Annotated in this window: 18 protein-coding genes; 8 read left to right on the top strand and 10 right to left on the bottom strand. The window is 39.1% G+C overall.

The annotated features are described in order from the left end of the window. The first annotated feature begins 402 nt into the window (after positions 1-402). Both pflB and pflA read left to right on the top strand, forming a co-directional pair. Entirely contained in the window at positions 403-2,631 is a 2,229-nt protein-coding gene (gene pflB / locus OE105_RS01055; protein ID WP_275420896.1) for a formate C-acetyltransferase, read from the top strand. A 97-nt stretch (positions 2,632-2,728) separates the two neighbouring features. Next, positions 2,729-3,466 carry a pyruvate formate-lyase-activating protein gene (gene pflA, locus OE105_RS01050; protein ID WP_275420894.1) on the top strand — a complete coding sequence of 246 codons (738 nt, stop codon included), beginning with the start codon at positions 2,729-2,731 and terminating at the stop codon, positions 3,464-3,466. 107 nt (positions 3,467-3,573) lie between these two features. Here pflA and OE105_RS01045 read toward each other — a convergent pair whose 3' ends face one another. The 5 genes from OE105_RS01045 to OE105_RS01025 form a co-directional block, all read right to left on the bottom strand. Further along, positions 3,574-4,788, bottom strand: coding sequence for a DUF819 family protein (locus OE105_RS01045; protein WP_275420893.1), 1,215 nt, complete (start codon positions 4,786-4,788; stop codon positions 3,574-3,576). A 443-nt stretch (positions 4,789-5,231) separates the two neighbouring features. Beyond that, positions 5,232-5,954 carry an amino acid ABC transporter ATP-binding protein gene (locus OE105_RS01040; RefSeq protein ID WP_275420892.1) on the bottom strand — a complete coding sequence of 241 codons (723 nt, stop codon included), beginning with the start codon at positions 5,952-5,954 and terminating at the stop codon, positions 5,232-5,234. Next, positions 5,938-6,606: an amino acid ABC transporter permease gene (locus OE105_RS01035; RefSeq protein WP_275420891.1), complete on the bottom strand. Its 669-nt coding sequence runs from the start codon at positions 6,604-6,606 to the stop codon at positions 5,938-5,940. Before OE105_RS01035 ends, OE105_RS01040 begins: the two co-directional genes overlap by 17 nt. Before the next feature lie 110 nt (positions 6,607-6,716). After that, positions 6,717-7,493 (bottom strand): transporter substrate-binding domain-containing protein, encoded by a 777-nt coding sequence (locus OE105_RS01030; RefSeq protein WP_275420890.1) that lies wholly within the window; start codon positions 7,491-7,493, stop codon positions 6,717-6,719. Positions 7,494-7,520: 27 nt separating this feature from the next. Continuing rightward, on the bottom strand, positions 7,521-8,705 hold the full coding sequence (locus OE105_RS01025) for a M20 family metallopeptidase (protein ID WP_275420889.1): 1,185 nt from the start codon (positions 8,703-8,705) through the stop codon (positions 7,521-7,523). A 159-nt stretch (positions 8,706-8,864) separates the two neighbouring features. Between OE105_RS01025 and OE105_RS01020 the strand changes: the two genes are divergently transcribed. Beyond that, positions 8,865-10,301 carry an amidase gene (locus OE105_RS01020; protein ID WP_275420888.1) on the top strand — a complete coding sequence of 479 codons (1,437 nt, stop codon included), beginning with the start codon at positions 8,865-8,867 and terminating at the stop codon, positions 10,299-10,301. Positions 10,302-10,524: 223 nt separating this feature from the next. On the opposite strand, the gene OE105_RS01015 is transcribed toward OE105_RS01020, so the two are convergent. Genes OE105_RS01015 through OE105_RS01005 form a run of 3 tightly spaced genes read right to left on the bottom strand, consistent with a single transcriptional unit; the run spans position 10,525 to position 12,988 of the window. Continuing rightward, positions 10,525-10,701 carry a FeoB-associated Cys-rich membrane protein gene (locus OE105_RS01015; protein WP_420842555.1) on the bottom strand — a complete coding sequence of 59 codons (177 nt, stop codon included), beginning with the start codon at positions 10,699-10,701 and terminating at the stop codon, positions 10,525-10,527. Positions 10,702-10,760: 59 nt separating this feature from the next. Further along, complete coding sequence (gene feoB / locus OE105_RS01010; protein ID WP_275420887.1) at positions 10,761-12,764, bottom strand: ferrous iron transport protein B; 2,004 nt, start codon at positions 12,762-12,764, stop codon at positions 10,761-10,763. Then, on the bottom strand, positions 12,764-12,988 hold the full coding sequence (locus OE105_RS01005) for a FeoA family protein (RefSeq protein ID WP_275420886.1): 225 nt from the start codon (positions 12,986-12,988) through the stop codon (positions 12,764-12,766). Before OE105_RS01005 ends, feoB begins: the two co-directional genes overlap by 1 nt. Before the next feature lie 291 nt (positions 12,989-13,279). On the opposite strand from OE105_RS01005, the gene OE105_RS01000 reads away from it, so the two are divergent. Then, positions 13,280-15,955: a cation-translocating P-type ATPase gene (locus OE105_RS01000; RefSeq protein WP_275420884.1), complete on the top strand. Its 2,676-nt coding sequence runs from the start codon at positions 13,280-13,282 to the stop codon at positions 15,953-15,955. A 182-nt stretch (positions 15,956-16,137) separates the two neighbouring features. Here the strand turns inward: OE105_RS01000 and OE105_RS00995 are convergent, their stop codons facing one another. Then, entirely contained in the window at positions 16,138-17,610 is a 1,473-nt protein-coding gene (locus OE105_RS00995; protein ID WP_275422060.1) for a flotillin lipid rafts scaffold protein FloT, read from the bottom strand. A gap of 27 nt (positions 17,611-17,637) precedes the next feature. After that, positions 17,638-18,183, bottom strand: coding sequence for an NfeD family membrane protein (locus OE105_RS00990; RefSeq protein WP_420842553.1), 546 nt, complete (start codon positions 18,181-18,183; stop codon positions 17,638-17,640). Positions 18,184-18,487: 304 nt separating this feature from the next. On the opposite strand from OE105_RS00990, the gene OE105_RS00985 reads away from it, so the two are divergent. The 4 genes from OE105_RS00985 to OE105_RS00970 all read left to right on the top strand — a co-directional run bounded on the left by OE105_RS00985 (position 18,488) and on the right by OE105_RS00970 (position 21,301). After that, positions 18,488-19,330, top strand: coding sequence for an SPFH domain-containing protein (locus OE105_RS00985; protein WP_275420882.1), 843 nt, complete (start codon positions 18,488-18,490; stop codon positions 19,328-19,330). Between the two features lie 15 nt (positions 19,331-19,345). Beyond that, positions 19,346-19,522, top strand: coding sequence for a type II toxin-antitoxin system antitoxin (locus OE105_RS00980; RefSeq protein WP_275420881.1), 177 nt, complete (start codon positions 19,346-19,348; stop codon positions 19,520-19,522). Positions 19,523-19,663: 141 nt separating this feature from the next. Further along, positions 19,664-21,022 carry an MATE family efflux transporter gene (locus OE105_RS00975; protein WP_275420880.1) on the top strand — a complete coding sequence of 453 codons (1,359 nt, stop codon included), beginning with the start codon at positions 19,664-19,666 and terminating at the stop codon, positions 21,020-21,022. Between the two features lie 27 nt (positions 21,023-21,049). Then, complete coding sequence (locus OE105_RS00970; RefSeq protein WP_275420879.1) at positions 21,050-21,301, top strand: hypothetical protein; 252 nt, start codon at positions 21,050-21,052, stop codon at positions 21,299-21,301. The last annotated feature ends 6 nt before the right edge of the window (positions 21,302-21,307 follow it).

Genomic DNA, 21,307 nt, shown 5'->3' with positions numbered 1-21,307 from the left:
GGAATACCCTCAGTCATGACATTCATATCTTTATTTTTATGAGACGAGTTGTCTAATTATTAGTCATCATATATATTAATACAGGTAGTTATTTTTCCGTTAATTGTATTGATACAGCTTACAAAATTATCCTTTTTTTCCTCCAATCCAATTTGTGAACATTTTGTGAAACAGATTAAAAAAACAGCTGAAAAAGTATTGATTTTACAATAAATATCTTTTCTTTTATTTCAAGAAATGGTATTCTAATTGTAGAATTAAGTTTGTTCAATATTGAGCAAGATAAAAAACTGTATTAATAAAAATCAGGAAAAATTGGTAAACTGTTTTAAATATGTTATTTATTTTTATATTAATTTGCTCAGTGTTGAGCATAATTAAAAGTATAGGAGGTTTTATTCAATGACTTATTGGAATGGATTTAAACCTGGTAAATGGCAAGAAGAAATTGACGTTCGTGATTTCATTATGAAAAACTTTACTCCTTACACTGGAGATGAAAGTTTTCTCGAAGGACCGACGGAAGCTACGAACAAATTATGGGATCAAGTCATGGAACTATCGAAAGAAGAACGGGATAAAGGCGGCGTCTTGGATATGGATACGAAAATTGTTTCCACCATTACGTCCCACGGTCCTGGATATTTGAATAAAGACTTGGAACAAATCGTTGGTTTCCAAACAGATAAACCTTTCAAACGTGCATTAATGCCATTCGGCGGAATTCGCATGGCAAAAAATTCTTTAGAAGCTTATGGATACAAATTAGATGAAGAAGTGGAACATGTTTTCACGGAATATCGGAAAACCCATAACCAAGGTGTATTCGATGCGTATACGCCGGAAATGCGGGCTGCAAGAAAAGCAGGTATTATTACGGGACTTCCAGATGCCTATGGTCGCGGAAGAATCATCGGTGACTATCGTCGCGTTGCCCTATACGGTGTCGACTTTTTAATTGAACAAAAGAAAAAAGATTTGAAATATATCGGCGGAACGCAAATGTCTGAAGATGTCATCCGCGAACGGGAAGAACATTCAGAACAAATTCGTGCGTTGCAAGAATTGAAAGAAATGGCTGCTGCTTACGGTTACGATATTTCCAAACCAGCGAAAAATGCAAAAGAAGCAGTTCAATGGCTCTATTTCGCTTATCTAGGTGCGATCAAAGAACAAAACGGTGCGGCGATGAGCTTAGGTCGTACATCTACTTTCTTAGATATTTACATTGAAAGGGATTTACAAAACGGAGTATTAACGGAAAAAGAAGCTCAAGAATTGATCGACCATTTTATCATGAAATTACGCCTTGTGAAATTTGCAAGAACACCGGAATACAACGAACTGTTTAGTGGTGATCCAACTTGGGTAACAGAATGTATCGGTGGTATGGCGTTAGATGGTCGCCCATTAGTAACAAAAACATCCTTCCGTTATTTGCATACATTAGACAACCTAGGACCAGCTCCAGAACCGAACTTAACGATTTTATGGTCTACCCAATTACCGGAAAACTTCAAGAAATATGCAGCAAAAATGTCCATTAAGTCCAGTGCTATTCAATATGAAAACGACGACTTAATGAAAGAATTTTACGGGGATGACTACGGAATTGCTTGCTGTGTTTCGGCAATGAGAATCGGAAAACAAATGCAATTTTTCGGAGCCCGTGCCAACCTTGCAAAAGCTTTATTGTACGCCATCAACGGCGGTGTAGACGAAAAACTAAAAGTTCAAGTAGGTCCAGCATATCAACCGATCACTTCCGAATATCTCGATTTCGATGAAGTAATGGAAAAATACGATCGGATGATGGATTGGCTTGCTGAATTATATGTAAATACCCTTAATATCATTCACTATATGCATGATAAATACTCTTATGAACGATTAGAAATGGCATTACACGACCGGGAAGTTCTTCGCACAATGGCTTGTGGAATTGCCGGATTATCCGTTGCCGCAGATTCCTTAAGTGCCATTAAATATGCGAAAGTAAAAACCATTCGTGATGAAAACGGTCTTGCTGTCGATTACGAAATTGAAGGTGATTATCCGAAATACGGAAACAATGATGACCGGGCCGATGAACTTGCAGTATATCTCGTAAAAGAATTTATGAGAAAAATTAGGAAACATAAAACGTATCGTAATTCCTTGCCAACTCAATCCGTATTAACGATTACTTCCAACGTCGTATACGGTAAGAAAACTGGTAACACACCAGACGGTCGTCGTGCAGGTGAACCATTTGCACCAGGTGCGAACCCATTACATGGTCGCGATACCCACGGTGCCCTTGCTTCCCTTTCGTCTGTTGCAAAATTACCGTATGAATATGCTTTAGACGGTATTTCCAACACGTTCACGATTACCCCTAAAGCATTAGGTCGGGAAGATGATACACAAATTTCCAACCTTGCTGGTATGTTGGACGGTTATATGGCAAAACGTGCCCATCATATTAACGTAAACGTACTGAACCGTGAAACATTGTTAGATGCGATGGATCATCCGGAAAAATATCCTCAATTAACAATTCGTGTTTCCGGATATGCTGTTAACTTCATTAAATTGACTCGTGAACAACAAATCGACGTAATCAATCGTACGTTCCACGAATCGATGTAAATAAAACGGATCGACTAGTATTTTTACTACAAATTGGGGAAAAGGTGGTACAATCCCCCTTTTCCCTTGTTTTTATTTAAAGCAAGGAGGGTTAAACATGGTAAAAGGACGAATTCATTCGATTGAATCATTTGGAGCCGTTGACGGTCCCGGTTTACGATACGTACTCTTTACCCAAGGTTGTCTTTTACGTTGTCAATATTGTCACAATCCGGATACATGGAAAAGAACCGAAGGAAAAGAAATGACAGTTGAGGAAATCATGCACGATGTAGAAAGTTATCTTCCCTTTTTTCAAGCATCTGGGGGAGGAATTACAGTAAGTGGCGGCGAGCCTTTGTTACAAATCGATTTTTTAATCGAATTGTTTAAGGAATGTAAAAAACTCGGAATTCATACGACAATTGATTCTTCAGGTGGTCCGTTTAATCGGCGTCCGGAATTTATCGAAAAATTAGATGAACTATTGGAATACACGGATTTAATTTTACTTGATTTAAAACATATCGACAATGAAAAGCATAAATTGATCACAGGCATGTCTAATGAACATATACTCGACTTTGCCCGTTATTTGTCTGAAAAAAATATTCCCGTTTGGGTCCGTCACGTCCTCGTACCCGGTTTAACCGACTTTGATGAAGATTTGACCCGCCTTGCCGATTTTATTAAAACATTAGAGAATGTAAAGAAAATCGAAGTACTTCCTTACCATAAACTCGGTGTTTATAAATGGGAAAGCCTCGGACTCGAATACAAATTAAAAGGAGTTGAACCACCGACGAACGACCGGGTGGAAAATGCAAAAATAATACTAAACCGTGCCCTGAGTTAAGGGGACGGTTCTTTTGGCCCACCATTTTTTGGAAGAATGGGTCAAGGTTCCGGTTTTATTGGTTCACTAAAAGCAATGGGTCAAAGGAACCGTCCCTTGACCCACTTTTATTCACCCAAAATATAGCCCATCATCGATCCGATATAATTGCCGATAATATATCCGAGAGTTCCAACTAGTAATATCGGTACAATCAGTCGTGTCCATCCCTTGGCAATCGCCATCGCTGCAGCAGTTGTCGGTCCACCGATATTTGCATTGCTAGCAAGAATCATTTCCTCTAAATCAAATTTCAACAATTTTCCAACCCCAAAGGTGACGATCATATTCATTAACACAATAATAAACACAAATAAGAGAAGTAAAGGAGCATTTTTTATTAGTTCAGGAATAGATGCTGGAACTCCAATGACAACGAAAAATAAATAAATTAAAAAAGTACCAAACTCTTGAGTTCCGTTCAGTCTTTCGAAAAAGCGAGAAAAGACAGATACGACGATAATAGTTATTGTCGTAAGCATCAAGTACCGGTCACCGAAGATCCCATTGGACACATTTAAGACAAACGATGCATTTTCTCCCGAAGGAATAAGCTCATCAAAAATATCAGCCAGTTTAAAGGAAATCGCAACAAGAACAAAGGCCGTCCCAAATGATGCTGCAATATCTTTCAAAGAAATTTCTTTTGGTTTCCAGTAAGATGCCGCCTGTGTTTCTCGATTGTCACCTACACGCTTTTCCAATTCGTCGATATATGGAGTTTGAAAACGATTTCGGAAAAAGCCAATTGCTGGAATGACCATTAAAACGAAAAAATATAGGGCCATCATTAAATTATCTGCAACGACTGCAGCGGATACCAACTCACCGGGGACTTCAAACTTTGCAGAAAGAGCGGCGAAATTTACCCCACCTCCGATATATGAACCTGTCATAATCGCCCCAATTTTATCTAAAGATTTGACCGCGTTTTTTAAACCAATAAAAGATAAATATACGCCTATTACGGTACCAATCGAGCTAATTAAAAATAGGACTAAAAGCCTTTCACTTTCAACCCATATTTTCCTCAAATTCGTTTGAAATAACAACAACGGAATTGCTAGAGGTACGACATAGGACCACACCGCATCATATGCAGGTGCCTCCGTTGGTATAATGTGTAAATTCGCCAATACAAGAGCACCTAACAAAGCGATTACTGCACCGGATATTTTCGCTGCCCATTGGTACCTTTGTTCCAAATAAATACTTATTGCTGCCCATCCAGCGAGAAATGCCCATAACAACCACGTATCATCCGGTTGAATGAGAGTATTCATTTTTAAAATCACCTTCCTTTTTTCAAGATTTATAAAATAATAGAATCATAATTTTAAGTTAGCAGTTCCCTTCGATGAAAACATAATTAATTCAAAGGTGGAGGTCACAACCCATATGATCAATCATTTATCATTATAATTGAAAATTTCTTAATATACACTATTTTTCCGGCCGCTTTTTTTCCTCTAATAAAAGAAAATGTACTAATCTCAAATTGATTTTATACGGTTAATTTAAATGCTTTTATACATATAAAAATATGAATTTTCACGCATTATCCATTGTTTCAATCGATCATACCCGTTCAAAAATATTTTAAATTTTTTTTGACCCTAAGTAAATCTTCTCAGTATTTAAATCGTGTCGTCAAAAATCCAGTTTCCCACAAAATAAACCCTGCCATATAAAAAATGCCGATATTTAAAATACCGGCAACTTTCGTTTATAAAATTTTTGATAAAAAAAGTTTTGCCCGTTCCGTTTTTGGCTGATTGAAAAAATCCTGTGGGTTTCCTTCCTCTATCAATACCCCGTTATCTAAAAATATTACACGATCCGCCACTTCTTTCGCAAAATTCATTTCATGGGTAACGACGACCATCGTCATACCAAGTTCGACCAAATCTTTCATTACATCTAATACTTCTTTAACCATTTCCGGATCAAGGGCGGATGTTGGCTCATCAAAAAGCATAATTTCCGGTTCCATCGCTAGTGCACGGGCAATGGCAACCCTTTGTTTTTGTCCACCGGATAACTGATTCGGATACGCCTTTTCCTTGTCCAATAAGCCGACCTTATTTAATAATTCCCTCGCCTTTTGTTCCGCTTCTGCCCTTTGAATATGTTTCACCTTTTGGGGTGCGTAGGTAATATTTTCTAAAACAGTCATATGGGGGAATAAATTAAATTGTTGAAACACCATCCCAATGTTTTTTCGAACTTCCATAATATTCGTTTTCGGATCGGTAATCGTTACGTTGCCAATCCGTATTGTTCCTGAAGTTGGTTTTTCAAGTAAATTGATACAACGTAATAAGGTTGATTTTCCTGAACCAGATGGACCGATGATCGTCACGACTTCCCCTTTATCAATCGAAGTCGTTACCTTATTTAAAACCGTATTTTTTCCGAACACTTTTGTTAAATCATGAATGTGTATCACTTTGTCTCAGCCTCCGTTCAACCAGCTCACCGATTTTCGTCAAAATATAAACCATGACCCAATAGATTACCCCTGCAAGGAAGAGTGCTTCAAAGTTCCGATAAATTTGAGCACCGATAATTTGCGCCCTTCTCATTAAGTCGAGATAACCGATTGTTGAAACAATAGCCGATTCCTTCGTCAACGTAATAAACTCGTTTACAAGGGCGGGTAAAATATTTTTTATCGCCTGGGGTAAAATGATATTCAACATCATCGGTCTGTACGGGATTCCTAAAGCCATTGCCGCTTCCATCTGACCTCTGTCAACAGCCATAATTCCCGCCCGAATAATTTCTGAAACGTAAGCTGCCGAATTCAGTCCGAAGGCTAAAATCGCAGTTAAATATTCTGGAATGTCATATCCCGTTAATTGAGGAACCGCAAAATAAATAATCCATAATTGCAAAATCAAAGGTGTTCCCCGGAATATTGACGTATAAACGTTAGCAAATATTTTTAACAGACGAATATTCGTAATTTTGCAGAGAGCTAGAAGCGTCCCTAAAATAAACCCTAATAATATAGAAATGCTCACAAATTGTAAAGTCGCACCAATTCCTTTTAATAAAAAAGGAATAAAAGGCACGATTTGGGAAAAATCCAAATTCATGCCAATTCACCTCAATTCGATTTTCTATTTTAATTGTGGGACAAAGGAACCGGAACCTCGACCCAAAAAGAACCGGAACCTCGACCCAGTGGGACGAAGGAACCGTCCCCTCAACCCTCTTCTAATTCCCATTTATCTTTCAACTCATCCAACTTCCCGTTTTCTTGGAATGTTTGCAAAATGTCGTTTACTTTTTCGACAAGATCACTTCCCTTTGGAAATGCAATGGCCATTCCTGGAGAACTTGTCGTCGGATCATCAAAGCCTGCTAAACCGTGTTCTTCCATATAGCCGGTTGCCACTTGTTTATCCATGTAAATGACATCAACCCTGCCAGACAGTAATTCTTGAACGAGAACCGCCGCACTATCTACCTTTTTTACCTCAAAGCTGTATTCTTCTTTCAGTACGTCAGCACCTTCTTCTTGAATCGTTCCCAATTGTACACCGACCAATTTTCCTTCTAATTCTTCTAAACTAGTAACTGGCTTATCTGCATTTGTTAAAAACATTTCCCCTGAACGGTGGTATTCGATTGAGAAATCCACATTTTTCTTTCGCTCTTCCGTAGCACTCATCCCAGCTAATACGATATCGACCCGATTACTTTGCAACGCACCGATTAGTCCATCAAACTTCATATCTTGAATTTCCAATTCATATCCTAATTCATCGGCAATCGCTTGGGCTAAATCGATATCGAATCCGACAAATTCCCCTTCTTCATTGTACGATTCGAAAGGTGGAAAATCGGCGGAAGTCGCCATTTTTAGTACCTTTTTCTCCTTAGAGGAATCTCCTGTATTATTTTCAGTTCCTCCTCCACATCCGGTTAAAATAACCATCATCGTTAGTATCGTAAACATTATTCCAATCAATTTTTTCATTTTTATTTCCCCCTAACTTTCTATTTTTTATAAACAATTGTTCTCCCATCTATTTTTGTTTGTTAAAAACTCCTCTTGAATGGCACGCATTAATTTCGAATCTGTTAAGCAATCATATCCGGTATATGCTAATGCAAGGGCTCCTTCCATTAACGCTTGACGTCCATGTTCTGTAACGGTTCGATCAGCAAATTCTTTCGTATGGGCGACCAAGCCAGGGTGATTTAATCCGATATATGGATGAATAGCAGGAACGACTTGACTAACATTTCCCATATCAAGAGAACCGTATTCCTGTTTTGGTGGATGGATTGGTTTCGAACTGATTTCTGACAAATGTTTTGTAAAAACCTTCGATAAATGTTGATTTGTCACCATATTGTCGTAACTTAATTCATAGTTTGATATTTCCAGTCTTGCACCAGTCATCAACGCGGATCCTCTAGCAATATTCTTCACTTTTTCTACCACCGGATTCAAAACCGCACGTGTACTTGCACGAATATAAAATTGAGCGGATGCTAAATCCGGAACGATATTAGCTGCCCTTCCCCCTTCGTTAATAATCCCATGAATTTTCACATCAGCTGGTAAATGTTCACGAAGAGCATTGATCCCATTAAATAGGAGGATTACACTATCTAAGGCGTTTATCCCCTTTTCCGGTGCAGCTGCTGCATGGGCGGATTTTCCGAAAAATGTAAATTGCAACGCATCCATCGCTAAAGAATCCCCACTCATATACGATTCATCACTCGGATGAACCATCATTGCCACATCGATATCATCGAAAATTCCCTGTTCTGCCATCGGTACTTTGGCTCCGTTCGTTTCTTCCGCAGGCGTGCCCAATACAACTACTTTGCCACCTATCTCTGACAAAAATTTACTTAAAATAATTCCCGCCCCCGTGCTGATCGTACCGATTAAATTATGACCACAACCGTGACCGACTCCAGGGAGAGCATCGTATTCTGCCAAAAAACAAATCGTTGGTCCTCGTTTTGATCCAGAAAATTCAGCTCGAAAGGCGGTATCCCGACCGACAATTCCCCATTCAATCGAAAACCCGTTTTCACGAAGGAAATTGGCTAATCGTTTGGACGATTCGAATTCCCGATCACCTAACTCTGGATGTTTATACATATATTTGCATAATCCGAATAATTCTCCCATAATATTTTCCAAGTAAAATCGTATTTTATCCTTCATTCCATCACCCTTGTTGTATATTTATAAAAATATATGTATATTTATACCACTTATTCTTTCGCAATACAACCCTTTAGTCAAATTTTTTTTAAAAAAAGAGGATTTCTCTCTTTTATGAAGAAATGAAAGGATAAAAAAGAATAGGAAGGAGTGTAATTTTTGGAAGTTGAAGAGGTTCGGCAAGATGAAATTTTAGATATGGATGCAACTACCCTCGCTGAAAAAATAAAACATAAACAAATTTCATCACAGCTTGCTATCCGCACATACATTTCTCGATTAAAAGCCATTCAACCATCCCTCAACTGTCTGACAGAAGAACGATTCGATCGAGCATTACAAGAAGCAAAACAAGTGGACGAACAAATTCAAAAAGGAATATTTGAAGGTAAACTATTCGGTGTTCCGATTAGTATAAAGGAATCTTTTGACGTTAAAGGGATGAAAACGACCGGGGGACTCGTATCGAGAAAAAATGAAATTGCAAAAGAAGATGCGGAGGTAGTCAAAAGGTTAAAAAAGGAAGGGGCGATTATTCTCGGAAAAACAAATACACCAGCACTATGTTTTTGCCAAGAAACGGATAATAAACTGTATGGACGGACGAATAATCCTTGGTCCTTGGACAGAACAGCCGGAGGATCCAGTGGAGGAGAAGGCGCATTAATTGCAGCAGGCGGAGCAGCGGTAGGAATTGGTTCTGACATTGGCGGTTCCATCCGATTTCCTAGCCATTTCAACGGAACCGTCGGATTTAAAAGTGGAAATAGGCAAGTATCCCAAATAGGATCATTTCCGTACATATCCATTCCTCAACAAGAGCGAATGCTTGGTATCGGCGCGATTGCCAAGTCGGTACGGGATGCGGAACTAATCCATTCCATTATTAGGGATAATCCGTCCCCTGCTAAAGAGTTATCCAGTTTTTCCGCTGTTATTCCGATCAATCATCTAGTTTATCCCGTTGATGAAATGACAAAAGCCGCCTTAGAACAGGTGAAAAAAATCCTTTCCGACGATCTCGTTATTTTAGATGAAGAACCGCCCTTTTTTCGTGAATCAGCTCGACTATGGCAACTGATTATGTCGATCGACGGTGGAGAAAACAATAAAGAAATCGCCTTCGAAGGAAAAAGGAAAAGCCCTTTACTCGAATTTTTAAAGGAGCAATTGTTTAAATCCTCAGAGTTCCATCCTTACCTTTCTTGGGCTCTTTTTGGAGCAAATTTTTACCGGCCGAATAAAAGGGAGATAGAAGAAATAAATGAAAAAATTGACCGCGGTGAAAAGGTTGTTGATTCCTACTTAGAAAATCGCATATTAATTTTACCCGTTTATCATACAACCGCTTTACCCCACGGAAAACTATATTGGGAATTGTTTTCCATTTTCAAGAAATTTTTAACATATATTCCCTTTGTCGCATATGCAAATACTTGGGGACTTCCTTCCTTAACCATACCTGTTAGCGAGGATGATTCAGGACTTCCAATTGGTATTCAAATCATCAGTGCTGTTGGAAATGAGGATGCAATATTTCAACTTGGGAAATGGGTGGAGGCAAACACTCGAGGATACAAGCGGGCATTAAAATAGATTATCGCACATTTTCCAAAAAAACGGTTATAAAGCAAAAAGAAGCTCACAAATGTTTGAACAGGTGGTTCCAACCTTTAACTTTTTTCCACCATATACATTTTAAAAACAACCCATCCATCGACAAACATCAAATGACTCTTCTTTTCGATGTTACTCATCCTTTATTCACTTTCAACCCAGTAGAAAAAGCTGTTCCAAAAGAAAAAAGAACAGCTTTTCGTTATTTCTTATTCAAATCGTGAATACATGATGATTGACAATAATCTTTCAAGGCACAGGAAGCACATTTACCCGCTTTTGTTTTTTTAATATGTTTAACAAGGGCCCAAATAGCATAACTAAAAATGGCACCCCCTAAAAGGAAATCGATCAACATCGCCCTCACTACTTTCCGCATACTAAATTCTCAAAATACCCACGGATCTATGAAATGAAAATACATTGAGCGAACATTCGCTAACCAAGGCCGAGTATTTTTCCTCCTTGATACACGATGAAAGATACGAAATAGGCAATAACCAATGGGTAAAGAACTGCAAAACTTGTCCATTTGACTGAGCCCGTCTCCTTCTTAATCGTCGCAACGGTCGCTAAACAAGGTAAATATAGTAAAACAAAAACGAGGAAACTATAGGCGGATAATGGTGTAAAACTTTGTGCAACCATACCTTGTAACTGATCCATATCCGGAACATGATAGATAATATTCATCGTCGCTACGATCGATTCCTTTGCCAAAAATCCAGTCAAAAGGGATGCACCCGCCTGCCAAGTACCAAAGCCTAAAGGCGCGAAAATTGGTGCAAACACCCCACCGATCATCGCTAAAAAGCTATTTTCCATTTCAACAAAAAACCCTTTCGTTCCAATTACGGTCAATAGCCATATAACGACGGAACCAGCAAAGATAAAGGTACCTGCCTTTTTCACGAATCCCTTTCCTTTATCCCATGTGCTTCGCCAAAGGGTCAAAAAGTGTGGAATACGATACGGAGGCAACTCGATCACAAACAAGCTCGGTTCATTTTTTACAATCGTTTTAGAAAAGATTTTTGCCAAAAGAAAAGCGATCACGATTCCGAGAACATATAACGAGAAAACTACTGTCGCCTGATGTTTCACAAAAAAGGTTCCTGCAAAAAGGGCATAAATTGGTAATCTAGCCGAACAGGACATTAACGGTGTTAAAAGAACCGTCAATAATCTTTCCTTTGGCTGTTCAATCATTCTCGTCCCCATAATTCCTGGAACATTGCAACCGAAACCGATAATCATCGGAATAAATGCTTTTCCATTTAAACCAATTTTTTCCATCAGACGGTCCATAACGACAGCTGCCCTTGCCATATATCCCGAATCTTCCAGAAGAGAAATAAAGAAAAAGAGCAAAAAAATTTGCGGGACAAAAACGAGAACCCCACTGACACCAGGCACGATGCCTTCCAAAATTAAATTGTGTAAGAATTGGGACGCACCGATAGCGGTTAATGTCATTTTCAGCCAATCGGTTAACGGGCCCGAGAAAAAGGCATCCAAAAGATCGGATAATGGGAAACCGACCCAATTGAAAGTGATCATAAACACAAGGTACATGAACAGCAAAAAAATGGGAATTCCTAAATATTGATTCGTTACGAACCGATCGATTTTCTCTGAAAGGGTCTCCGCTTGATTCCGAGTTTTTGATAATGTGGAGCTTACGATTTTTTCGATTTTTTCACTACGAACGGTATAAATATACTCCGAAAGTGGGCTATCGATTTTTCCAGCAACCTCTTCCATAATTTCCTTTAACTCTTCCAGATCGACGGATTGCTCGATATAGGATTTCACCACTGGATTTCCTTCGAAAAATTGAATAGCTAACCAACGGGCATACGGACAATGGGTCGGATTTTTATCCAGCAGTTCAGATATCTTTTGAATCCCCCGTTCTACAACTTCACCGTAATCAATAGTAAAATTCCGTCGATTGTGACCCTTTAATCCATCGACTTCTTCCACTAATTCTTGGCAACCATCCCCAGTTCTTGCAACAATCGGAACGACGGAAACGCCCAATTGCTTAGACAGTTGGTAAACATCAATATGAATGCCACGCCTTTGAGCGACATCCATCATATTTAAAGCAACGATCAGTGGCTTTCCATATTCCAACAGTTGAATGGTTAAATGCAAATTTCGCTCCAATTGGGAGGCATCCACAATATTTAAAACACCTGTAAAGGATTGGTTTATAAAAAAGGTACTGACCACTTCTTCATCTTTCGAAATTGGGGAAAGGGAGTATACACCAGGTAAATCGATGATTATTATTCGTTTATTGTTCCGGATTCTCCCGATTTTTTGTTCGACTGTTACACCGCTCCAATTCCCCACATACTCATAAGATCCGGTCAATTCATTAAACAAAGATGTTTTCCCTGTATTTGGATTACCAATTAATGCGATTTTTGTCATCACAAGTTCACTTCAATCTTTCCTGCATCTTTTTTTCGTATGGCGATCGATTGTCCCTTCGTTTCGATCACAAAGGGTCCCCCAAAGGGCATCGATCGTTTATATTGTATTTTTGAACCGACGTGAAAGCCGAAATCGGTTAATCTTTTTTTTACCACTTGATCTAGTGATGAAATGTTTTGAATCGTTGCGCTTTGTCCTTGTTTTAAATCTGTTAAGACCATTGGGAAATCTCCTCTTTTTCTCTAATGATAATCATTTTCAATTAGCAATTTTATTATAATACATTTCCATCATATTTCCTATATAAAAAAGTTGAACAAATTGGAAACATTCCCCTTTCATCTGGTAACTCTTTCCTATATGAGTATTTGACCCTGTTGCTACAGATACTATTTTTGTGAATTCATTTACAAATCAGGAAAACATCTTGAAATCACCTTTTTTTTCCTTTTTAATAGTATTTGTAAGGTTTTTAAAGAAAATTTCAAAACATGAAAGGATAGGGATAGCTGTTGTCACTTTGGTACTCCAAAACCATTGACGAAATCAAAACCGAACTACAAACGGACCTACGTAAGGGATTATCTTCCGAGGAAGCGAAGAAACGTTTGGAAACATACGGGCCAAATCAATTTGAAGAACAGAAAAGAGCTTCCATTTGGAAAAAATTATGGGAACAAATTAACAGTTTATTAATTTGGATTTTAATCGCCGCATCTGTTATTTCTGCCTTTGTCGGTGAGGTAACGGATGCGATCATTATTTTACTTGTCGTCGCCTTAAATGCCGTGATTGGAGTTGTCCAAGAGTCGAAGGCAGAAAAGGCTTTAGAAGAGCTGAAAAAAATGTCCTCTCCAAAAGCGATTGTTCGAAGGGACGGAGAAATTAAAGAAATTCCATCAGAGGAAGTCGTTCCAGGTGATATTATTTTAATTGATGCTGGTCGTTCCATTCCTGCCGATCTCCGCCTTTTTGATTCCGCGAATTTTCAAGTTGAAGAATCCGCATTAACCGGTGAATCTGTACCGGTCACAAAAGATGCCCATTGGTTAACCGATGAAGAAGTGCCCCTCGGAGACCAGGTAAATATGGCTTTTATGAATACCGTGTCCACTTACGGTCGGGGAGAGGGAATTGCCGTTAGCACCGGTATGAACACGGAAATGGGTAAAATTGCAAAAATGCTCGGACAGCAATCGCAGGAAATTACGCCATTACAAAAAAAATTGGATCAGCTTGGAAAAATCCTCGGCATTGGCGCCCTGATTATTTCAGCGATGATGTTTGTCGTCGGTTTTTTCCAAGGTCGAGATGTGCTCGATATGTTTTTAATTGCCATCAGTCTAGCTGTCGCTGCAATCCCTGAAGGAATGGTTGCGATCGTTACAATCGTACTCGCCATCGGTATGCAAGTGATGAGCAAAAAAAATGCGATTGTTCGTAAACTCCCTGCAGTTGAAACATTAGGATCGGTGAGTGTGATTTGCTCAGATAAAACGGGTACCCTCACCCAAAACAAAATGACTGTAACGAAAGTATTTTTAAATGGACAGTTACAATCGATGGAGGAATTTCATAAGAATTCGAATGTAGGAGATACTGCTAAACAATTTTTCACCGGCATGATGCTTTGTAATGATGCGACAGAAAACTCTGGAGACCCGACAGAAATCGCCCTGAATATTGCTGGGAAAAAGATCGGTTATTCGAAGAAAAATGTGGACGAACAATACAAACGAATTTTTGAACTTCCCTTCGATTCAGATCGGAAAATGATGACGACTGTCCATAAAACAAGTGAAGGATATTTTTCCGTGACAAAAGGCGCATTGGAAAGTTTACTTCCATTATTGACGTCCGTTAACATCGATGGGACCGTCCGTCCGATTTCTGAGGAAGACAAACGTTCCATTCAACGGGCTGCGGAAGAAATGTCTGATCAAGCACTCAGAGTTCTAGCTGTTGCAAGGAAAGATGTTGTATCCGAAGAGGAATTCAATGAGAATCTGGAAAGCGATCTCACGTTTCTCGGTTTAGTCGGAATGATCGATCCTCCGCGGGAAGAAGTGAAAGACTCGATTCGTCAAACGAAACAAGCGGGGATCCGAACGGTTATGATTACCGGAGATCATCAAATGACCGCCTTAGCCATCGCAAAGGAATTAGGAATCGCAAAGGATATAACGGAAACGATGACTGGAAAAGAGCTAGATGAAACGACCGATGAGCAGCTCCAAAACCGGGTAAAAACCGTTAGAGTATTTGCACGGGTATCCCCTGAACATAAAGTCCGAATCGTTAAAGCGTTAAAGGCAAATGGACAGATCGTTTCGATGACCGGTGATGGGGTCAATGACGCACCTTCTTTAAAACAGGCAGATGTGGGCGTCGCAATGGGGATTACCGGTACCGATGTAGCAAAAGGTGCTTCCGATATCATTTTAACGGATGATAATTTTGCCACCATTGTAGCAGCCGCCCAAAAGGGCAGAAACATTTTTCAAAATATCAAAAAAGCGATCTTATTCTTACTTTCCTGTAACCTAGGGGAAATTACCGCTTTATTTATCGCGATTTTATTAGGACTACCTGCTCCATTAACGGCCGTCCAAATTCTTTGGGTCAACTTAATTACCGATACATTACCGGCGATCGCCCTCGGTATGGATCCAGATGATCCAGATGTGATGAAAATGAAGCCAAGAAATTCGAAGGAATCCATTTTACACGGAAATTACTCCTATACGATTTTAAACGGAATGTTAATCGGATTGTTAACACTCTTTGCCTTCCTATTTGGACTAGCCTATTATACGGGAGCAGATTCAATTTTCTCGATTAATTATGCACATATTAGTGATGATGCGTTAACCCATGCTCAAACGATGGCTTTTATTACGTTAAGTTTTTCCCAACTCATGCATTCATTGAATTTACGTAGCCAACGAAAATCTATTTTCCAAGTTGGATTGTTTACAAACATGTACTTGCTCGGTGCCATTTTCGTCGGTCTTGTGATTCAATCGTTGTTAGTATACGTCCCTTTTCTTAATGCAGCATTTGACATCCATTATTTGACAACCAGTGACTTGTTATTTTTACTTCTTGTGTCAATCACACCTGTCATTGTCAATGAAATTGTAAAGGTGTTTAAGCGAATATGGAGAAAGGACCCAACAACTGTATAACATTGGATGAAAATGTAGCTTTTGGCGTTAAAAGGTAAAATCGTCGTCAGAATAAGTACGGGAGGAATAGAAAAAACACATTGGATTGTCAATTACGACTCCAATGTGTTTTTTCATTTTATCAATCGAAACAAAGGGACCCCACAGGGATGACCCAGCATCCATTACATTTCATTACTCCTTTATTTTTGCCCATTTCCTTTTCCAGATAAGTTATCCAACAATTCTTTCACATTAATACCCGTAGATGCCTTTAAAGACTCTTGTAATGAAGCCATTAAATTCGTTGCATAACCGGTAATTTTATTCGCTCCTCCATTTTGGTCGGATCCACCCGTATCGACGACGGTGATTTGATCAATATTTGCCATCGGTGCAGCCACTTGTTTCGCATATTCAGGAAGCATTTTCAAAATCATATCGAGGACAGCTGCTTCTCCGAATTTTTCATAGGCTTCCGCTACTTTTTGTTTCGCTTCCGCTTCAGCCAGACCTTTCAAGCGAATAATTTCTGCTTCCGTTTCCCCTTGAGCTTTTTGTGCTTCCGCTTTTGCTAAACCATCCAAGCGAATCCGTTCCGCTTCCGCTTTTGCCATCGCTTCAATCCGATATTTATTTGCCTCTGCTTCTGCGATTTCCTTCGCTTTATTCGCTTCAGCAGCTTGTTCAACGGCATATCGGTCCGCATCCGCCTTCTTTTTCACTTCCGAGTCATATTGCCGTTCGCGTCTTAAAATCTCTTTTTCTTCCAATTCGATTTGTTTTTGACGCTCGATGATTTTTATTTGCATCTCTTGTTCCGTAACCTCTTGTTTAGAACGGGCAGATTCTAAATCGTAAGCTTGGTCTGCTCGGGCCTTTGCAAAATCCTGCTCCCTTCGATATTCGGCAATTTTCAATTGGTTTTCCTTTTCCGCTTCTGCGATTTCCGTTGCCCTTTCCAATTCCGCCTTTTTTGCGTCCTTGATCGCTTCCGCCTTCTTGATTCTCGTTTCTTTTTCTGCTTCTGCTTGGGCGATTTCCGCATCCCGTTTCACTTGAGCGATTCTCGGTTTTCCTAATGAATCTAAATAACCGTTTTTATCCCGCACATCTTTAATCGTGAAGGAAACGATGGTCAATCCCATTTTCGCCAAATCTTGCGTTGCTACCCGTTGTACTTCTTGAGAAAATTTGTCGCGGTTTTTGTAAATTTCTTCTACGGTCATGGAGCCGAGAATCGAACGCAAGTGCCCTTCTAACACTTCCCGCGCTTCGTTTTCCAAATCTTGTTTCGTTTTCCCGAGGAATTGTTCCGCTGCGGTCGCAATTTCACCAATGGAACTTCCCACTTTAATGATTGCCGTTCCATCAGCCATCACGGGAACCCCTTGTTCCGTATACACTTCAGGTGTGGATACATCCAATTTGATCGATAATAAACTCAACGGTTCTGCCTGTTGAAAAACGGGCAATACGAACGTACCCCCACCACGGATGATTTTTATTTTGTTTCCAGATTCATCAACGTGGACATTTTTACTCCCTAAATAGCTTCCTGTTACGATTAGTGCCTCATCGGGTCCAACTGTCCGATATTTTGATACAAAAACACCGATTAATGCTAAAATTAAGATTGCAACAATGACAATAATAATTGTTATTCCATCAAACATCATAGATCAACCTCCCATTCATTTAATTTAAAAATCACTTCTATACAAACTTCTTTCATCATACGGTTTTACATACACAACCCCATCTTTCACATCGACGACAAGCACATGAAGCCCTTCTTCTATTTCCGTTCCATCATAACTCGTCGCTGCTTTCGCAATCCTACCACTTTTGCTTTCAAACAACACCTCCCCAAAACCATCTTTCGGAATCGGAACAATGATTGTACCAATCCTTCCCTTCAATGATTCTTCACTATAGGCAAGGGATTCCTCTGCTGAAGATAAAGGGACGAGAACGAAAAGGTTCAAAAGGGTCGTTAAAATAAACGAGCCAATGGCCGAAACAAGTAAAATGAAAAAACTGTTCATAACGTTAATTAGTTCTAATATGTAGCCCGTTGCAGAAAGAAACACGAGAAAAACGAGAATAAGAACAGGATTTAAAAAAGGAACACCTTCACCGATTCCATCCAAAACATCACCGAATAAAATATACAATAATACAAGAATTCCTGAGACGATGAGCACGGTCAAATAAATGGATTCCACTGACATACTAAAAAACCCCATATCCATCTTCCCTTTTCTTTTTTAAATTTTCCCATACCTCAGTAGGAAAGGAGAAACATGTTTGTCAAACTTTAGGCAAACGGTACTATTTTTTACGATTGAAACAACAAAAAGTTTCAAAATTGATAATTATTTATCACGTTTCTTTATCTTAATAAATCGTCCATTGTTTATGTACGGACATTCCGATATTCAGTCATTTATCTAATATTAGTTATTTTTTTATAATTATAAAAGTTAGGGTGGAATTTTTTTGGAAATTATGATATCATTTTAATATAAAAATAATATTGGAGGGATGTGTATGAAAGAAAAAAAAGCTTGGTCTATAAATGGTTTTCTCGGAGTAGTTATTATCGCCATTTTCGTCGCTTTAGCAGTTCTCTCCCTTTTCTACGAGTACATCATTGCAGGAATTGTATCGGCTTTGCTTGCTGCATTGTTAGCTAGTGGCATAACGATTGTTCAGCCTAATCAAGCAAAGGTCGTGATTTTTTTCGGAAAATACATGGGGAGTATTACGGATAGTGGTTTATTTTTAACGGTGCCTTTAACCATCAGGCAATCTGTTTCCTTACGAGTTCGCAACTTTAACAGCAGTAAATTAAAAGTAAATGACGTGGAAGGAAATCCAATCGAAATTGCCGCTGTCGTCGTTTTTAAAGTGATCGATTCAGCAAAAGCAGTTTTCGATGTGGACAATTATGAAGAATTCGTTGAAATCCAAAGTGAAACGGCCATCCGCCATGTGGCAACCAATTATCCCTATGACAATTTTTCAGATAGTGACCTTTCCTTAAGAGGAAATGCCGATATTGTCTCCGAAGAATTGAAAAATAACTTACAAGAACGGTTAAACGTCTCTGGTGTGAAAGTATTGGAGGCGCGATTAACCCATCTCGCCTATTCCACGGAAATCGCTAGTGCTATGTTACAACGGCAACAGGCGACAGCCATTTTATCCGCCCGTAGAAAAATTGTCGAAGGGGCAGTGTCCATGGCCAAAATGGCAGTGGAACAATTGGAAAAGGATGAAGTGTTAGATTTGGATGAAGAACGGAAAGTGAATATGGTAAATAACTTAATGGTGGCCATTATTTCTGATCGTGGCGCCCAACCGGTTTTAAATGCCGGGACACTCTATTAGTGAGAAGGAAATAAAATGGCAAAAAAGAAACAATTTCCCCTTCGAATTGATCCCGACTTGTATCGCGCGATTGAACGTTGGGCGCAGGATGAATTTCGTAGTGTGAACGGTCATATTGAGTACTTATTGCGCGAAGCAGTTGTGAAAAGTGGGAGAAGTATTCCTAAAGGAACAAAAAAGAAAAAAGAATAAACGCGTCAACCATAGAAAAATAGTCAGACTCCGATTTTTGGAAGACGACTATTTTTTTATTTTAAATATTTTTTGTTCACTTTTTCTTAAAATGAGTATACAATGGGTGTTAATTGAATCTTTAACAAAGAGGGATATTTTTTGACAGAAGACCATCAAAAATACAAAGAACAGACGTTGTTTCAAATCACTTGGCCGTTATTTATTGAAATCACCCTTCATATGAGTATTGGGATTATCGCCACACTCATTTTAAGTCATTATTCCGATCAAGCTGTAGCAGGTGTCGGTGTTGCGAATCAAATACTCAATATTTTTATTTTACTATTTACTGTGACTTCCATCGGTGCGACCATTCTAATCGGGCAAAATTTAGGTGCACAACAATTCGATAAAGCAAGGCAATTAGCCCGATCTGCCTTTGGATTTAATTTTTGGATTGGAATGATCGTTACAGTTATCGTCCTTTTAGGGAACTCCATATTTTTACAATTTTATCATATTGAGGGCGAGGTTTTTTATTTTGCTAAAACCTTTATTCAAATCACCTCCCTTTCTTTATTTCTCGAGGCGATTTCTTTAGCCTTAAGCGCGGTAATACGGAGTCACGGATATACGAAGGAAGCGATGATTGTCACAGTTTTTATGAACTTGATTAGTATTATTGGAAATATCATTGCTGTTACTGGAATCTTCGGGCTACCGGTAACAGGTGTGATCGGAGTCGGTTGGTCAATCGTTATCGCCAGAGCGTTTGCTGTGTCTGCCTTCCTATTTCTCGTTTATAAAAAATTGGCATTACGGCTCTATGTAAAAGACCTATTCCAAATGGATCGATCGAATATTTGGAAATTGCTTGAAATCGGTGTACCATCAGCCGGGGAAAATTTCTCATACCAATTTTCCCAAATCGTTATCACTGGCTTCGTTTCGATGATCGGTGACGCTGCCTTAGCTGCGAGGGTGTATTTAATCAATATTTCTATGGTTTGCTTTTTATTTGCCGTCGCTATTTCACAAGGTACCCAATTACTAGTAGCCCGTTATATTGGAGCAAAACAATTTGACCGTGCTTTACAAAGGGGCCTAAAAACATTGAAAATTGCGATGGTTATATCCCTTTTGATTTCCTTAATCATCGCTTTCACTGGAGCACCACTCCTAGAAGTATTTACTTCCGACCCTAATATTATCGCTATCGGTTTACCGGTTCTATGGGCGATTGTATTCATCGAACCAGGACGAGCGATGAACATCGTTTTAATGGGGTCTTTAAAATCTACTGGAGATGTGCGCTTTCCTGTAGCCATCGGTATGATTTCCATGTGGGGAATCGCTGTTGTTTTTAGTTACGTATTCGGGATTTTCTTTGGTTTAGGACTTCTTGGGATTTGGATTGCCCAAGGTATGGATGAATGGTTCCGAGGGATTTTTGCATTAAAACGTTGGCTTTCGAAACCATGGGAACATAAAAAATTAATAAAAAGTTATTCCTCATAACTTTCTCCAATCCAATTTGGGATTGCCATGGTCCAAAGTGAAATACATGGAAAAAAGAAGGACGGTGGTGGCGACTTCAGCGGGAATCGCACGAACCGAAGACTCGACAGACGAGCTTACGAGTCGAAAAGGCTAGATCGCTTCTTTGGAAAGTACCACCGAAATGAAGTCAATCGAATTTCATTTACGAAGAAAGGGGCTGTTCAATTTGAACTGCCCCGCTTTTATAAATGGCTAGAATTCATCTACTATTTTTCACCCATTATACGAAATCCATAGAAAAAG

Source organism: Fervidibacillus halotolerans (assembly GCF_026547205.1).
Classification (GTDB): Bacteria; Bacillota; Bacilli; order Bacillales; family Caldibacillaceae; genus Fervidibacillus; species Fervidibacillus halotolerans.
The sequence above is the reverse complement of the archived record's forward strand: the minus strand, read 5'-3'. Positions and strand labels throughout refer to the sequence as shown.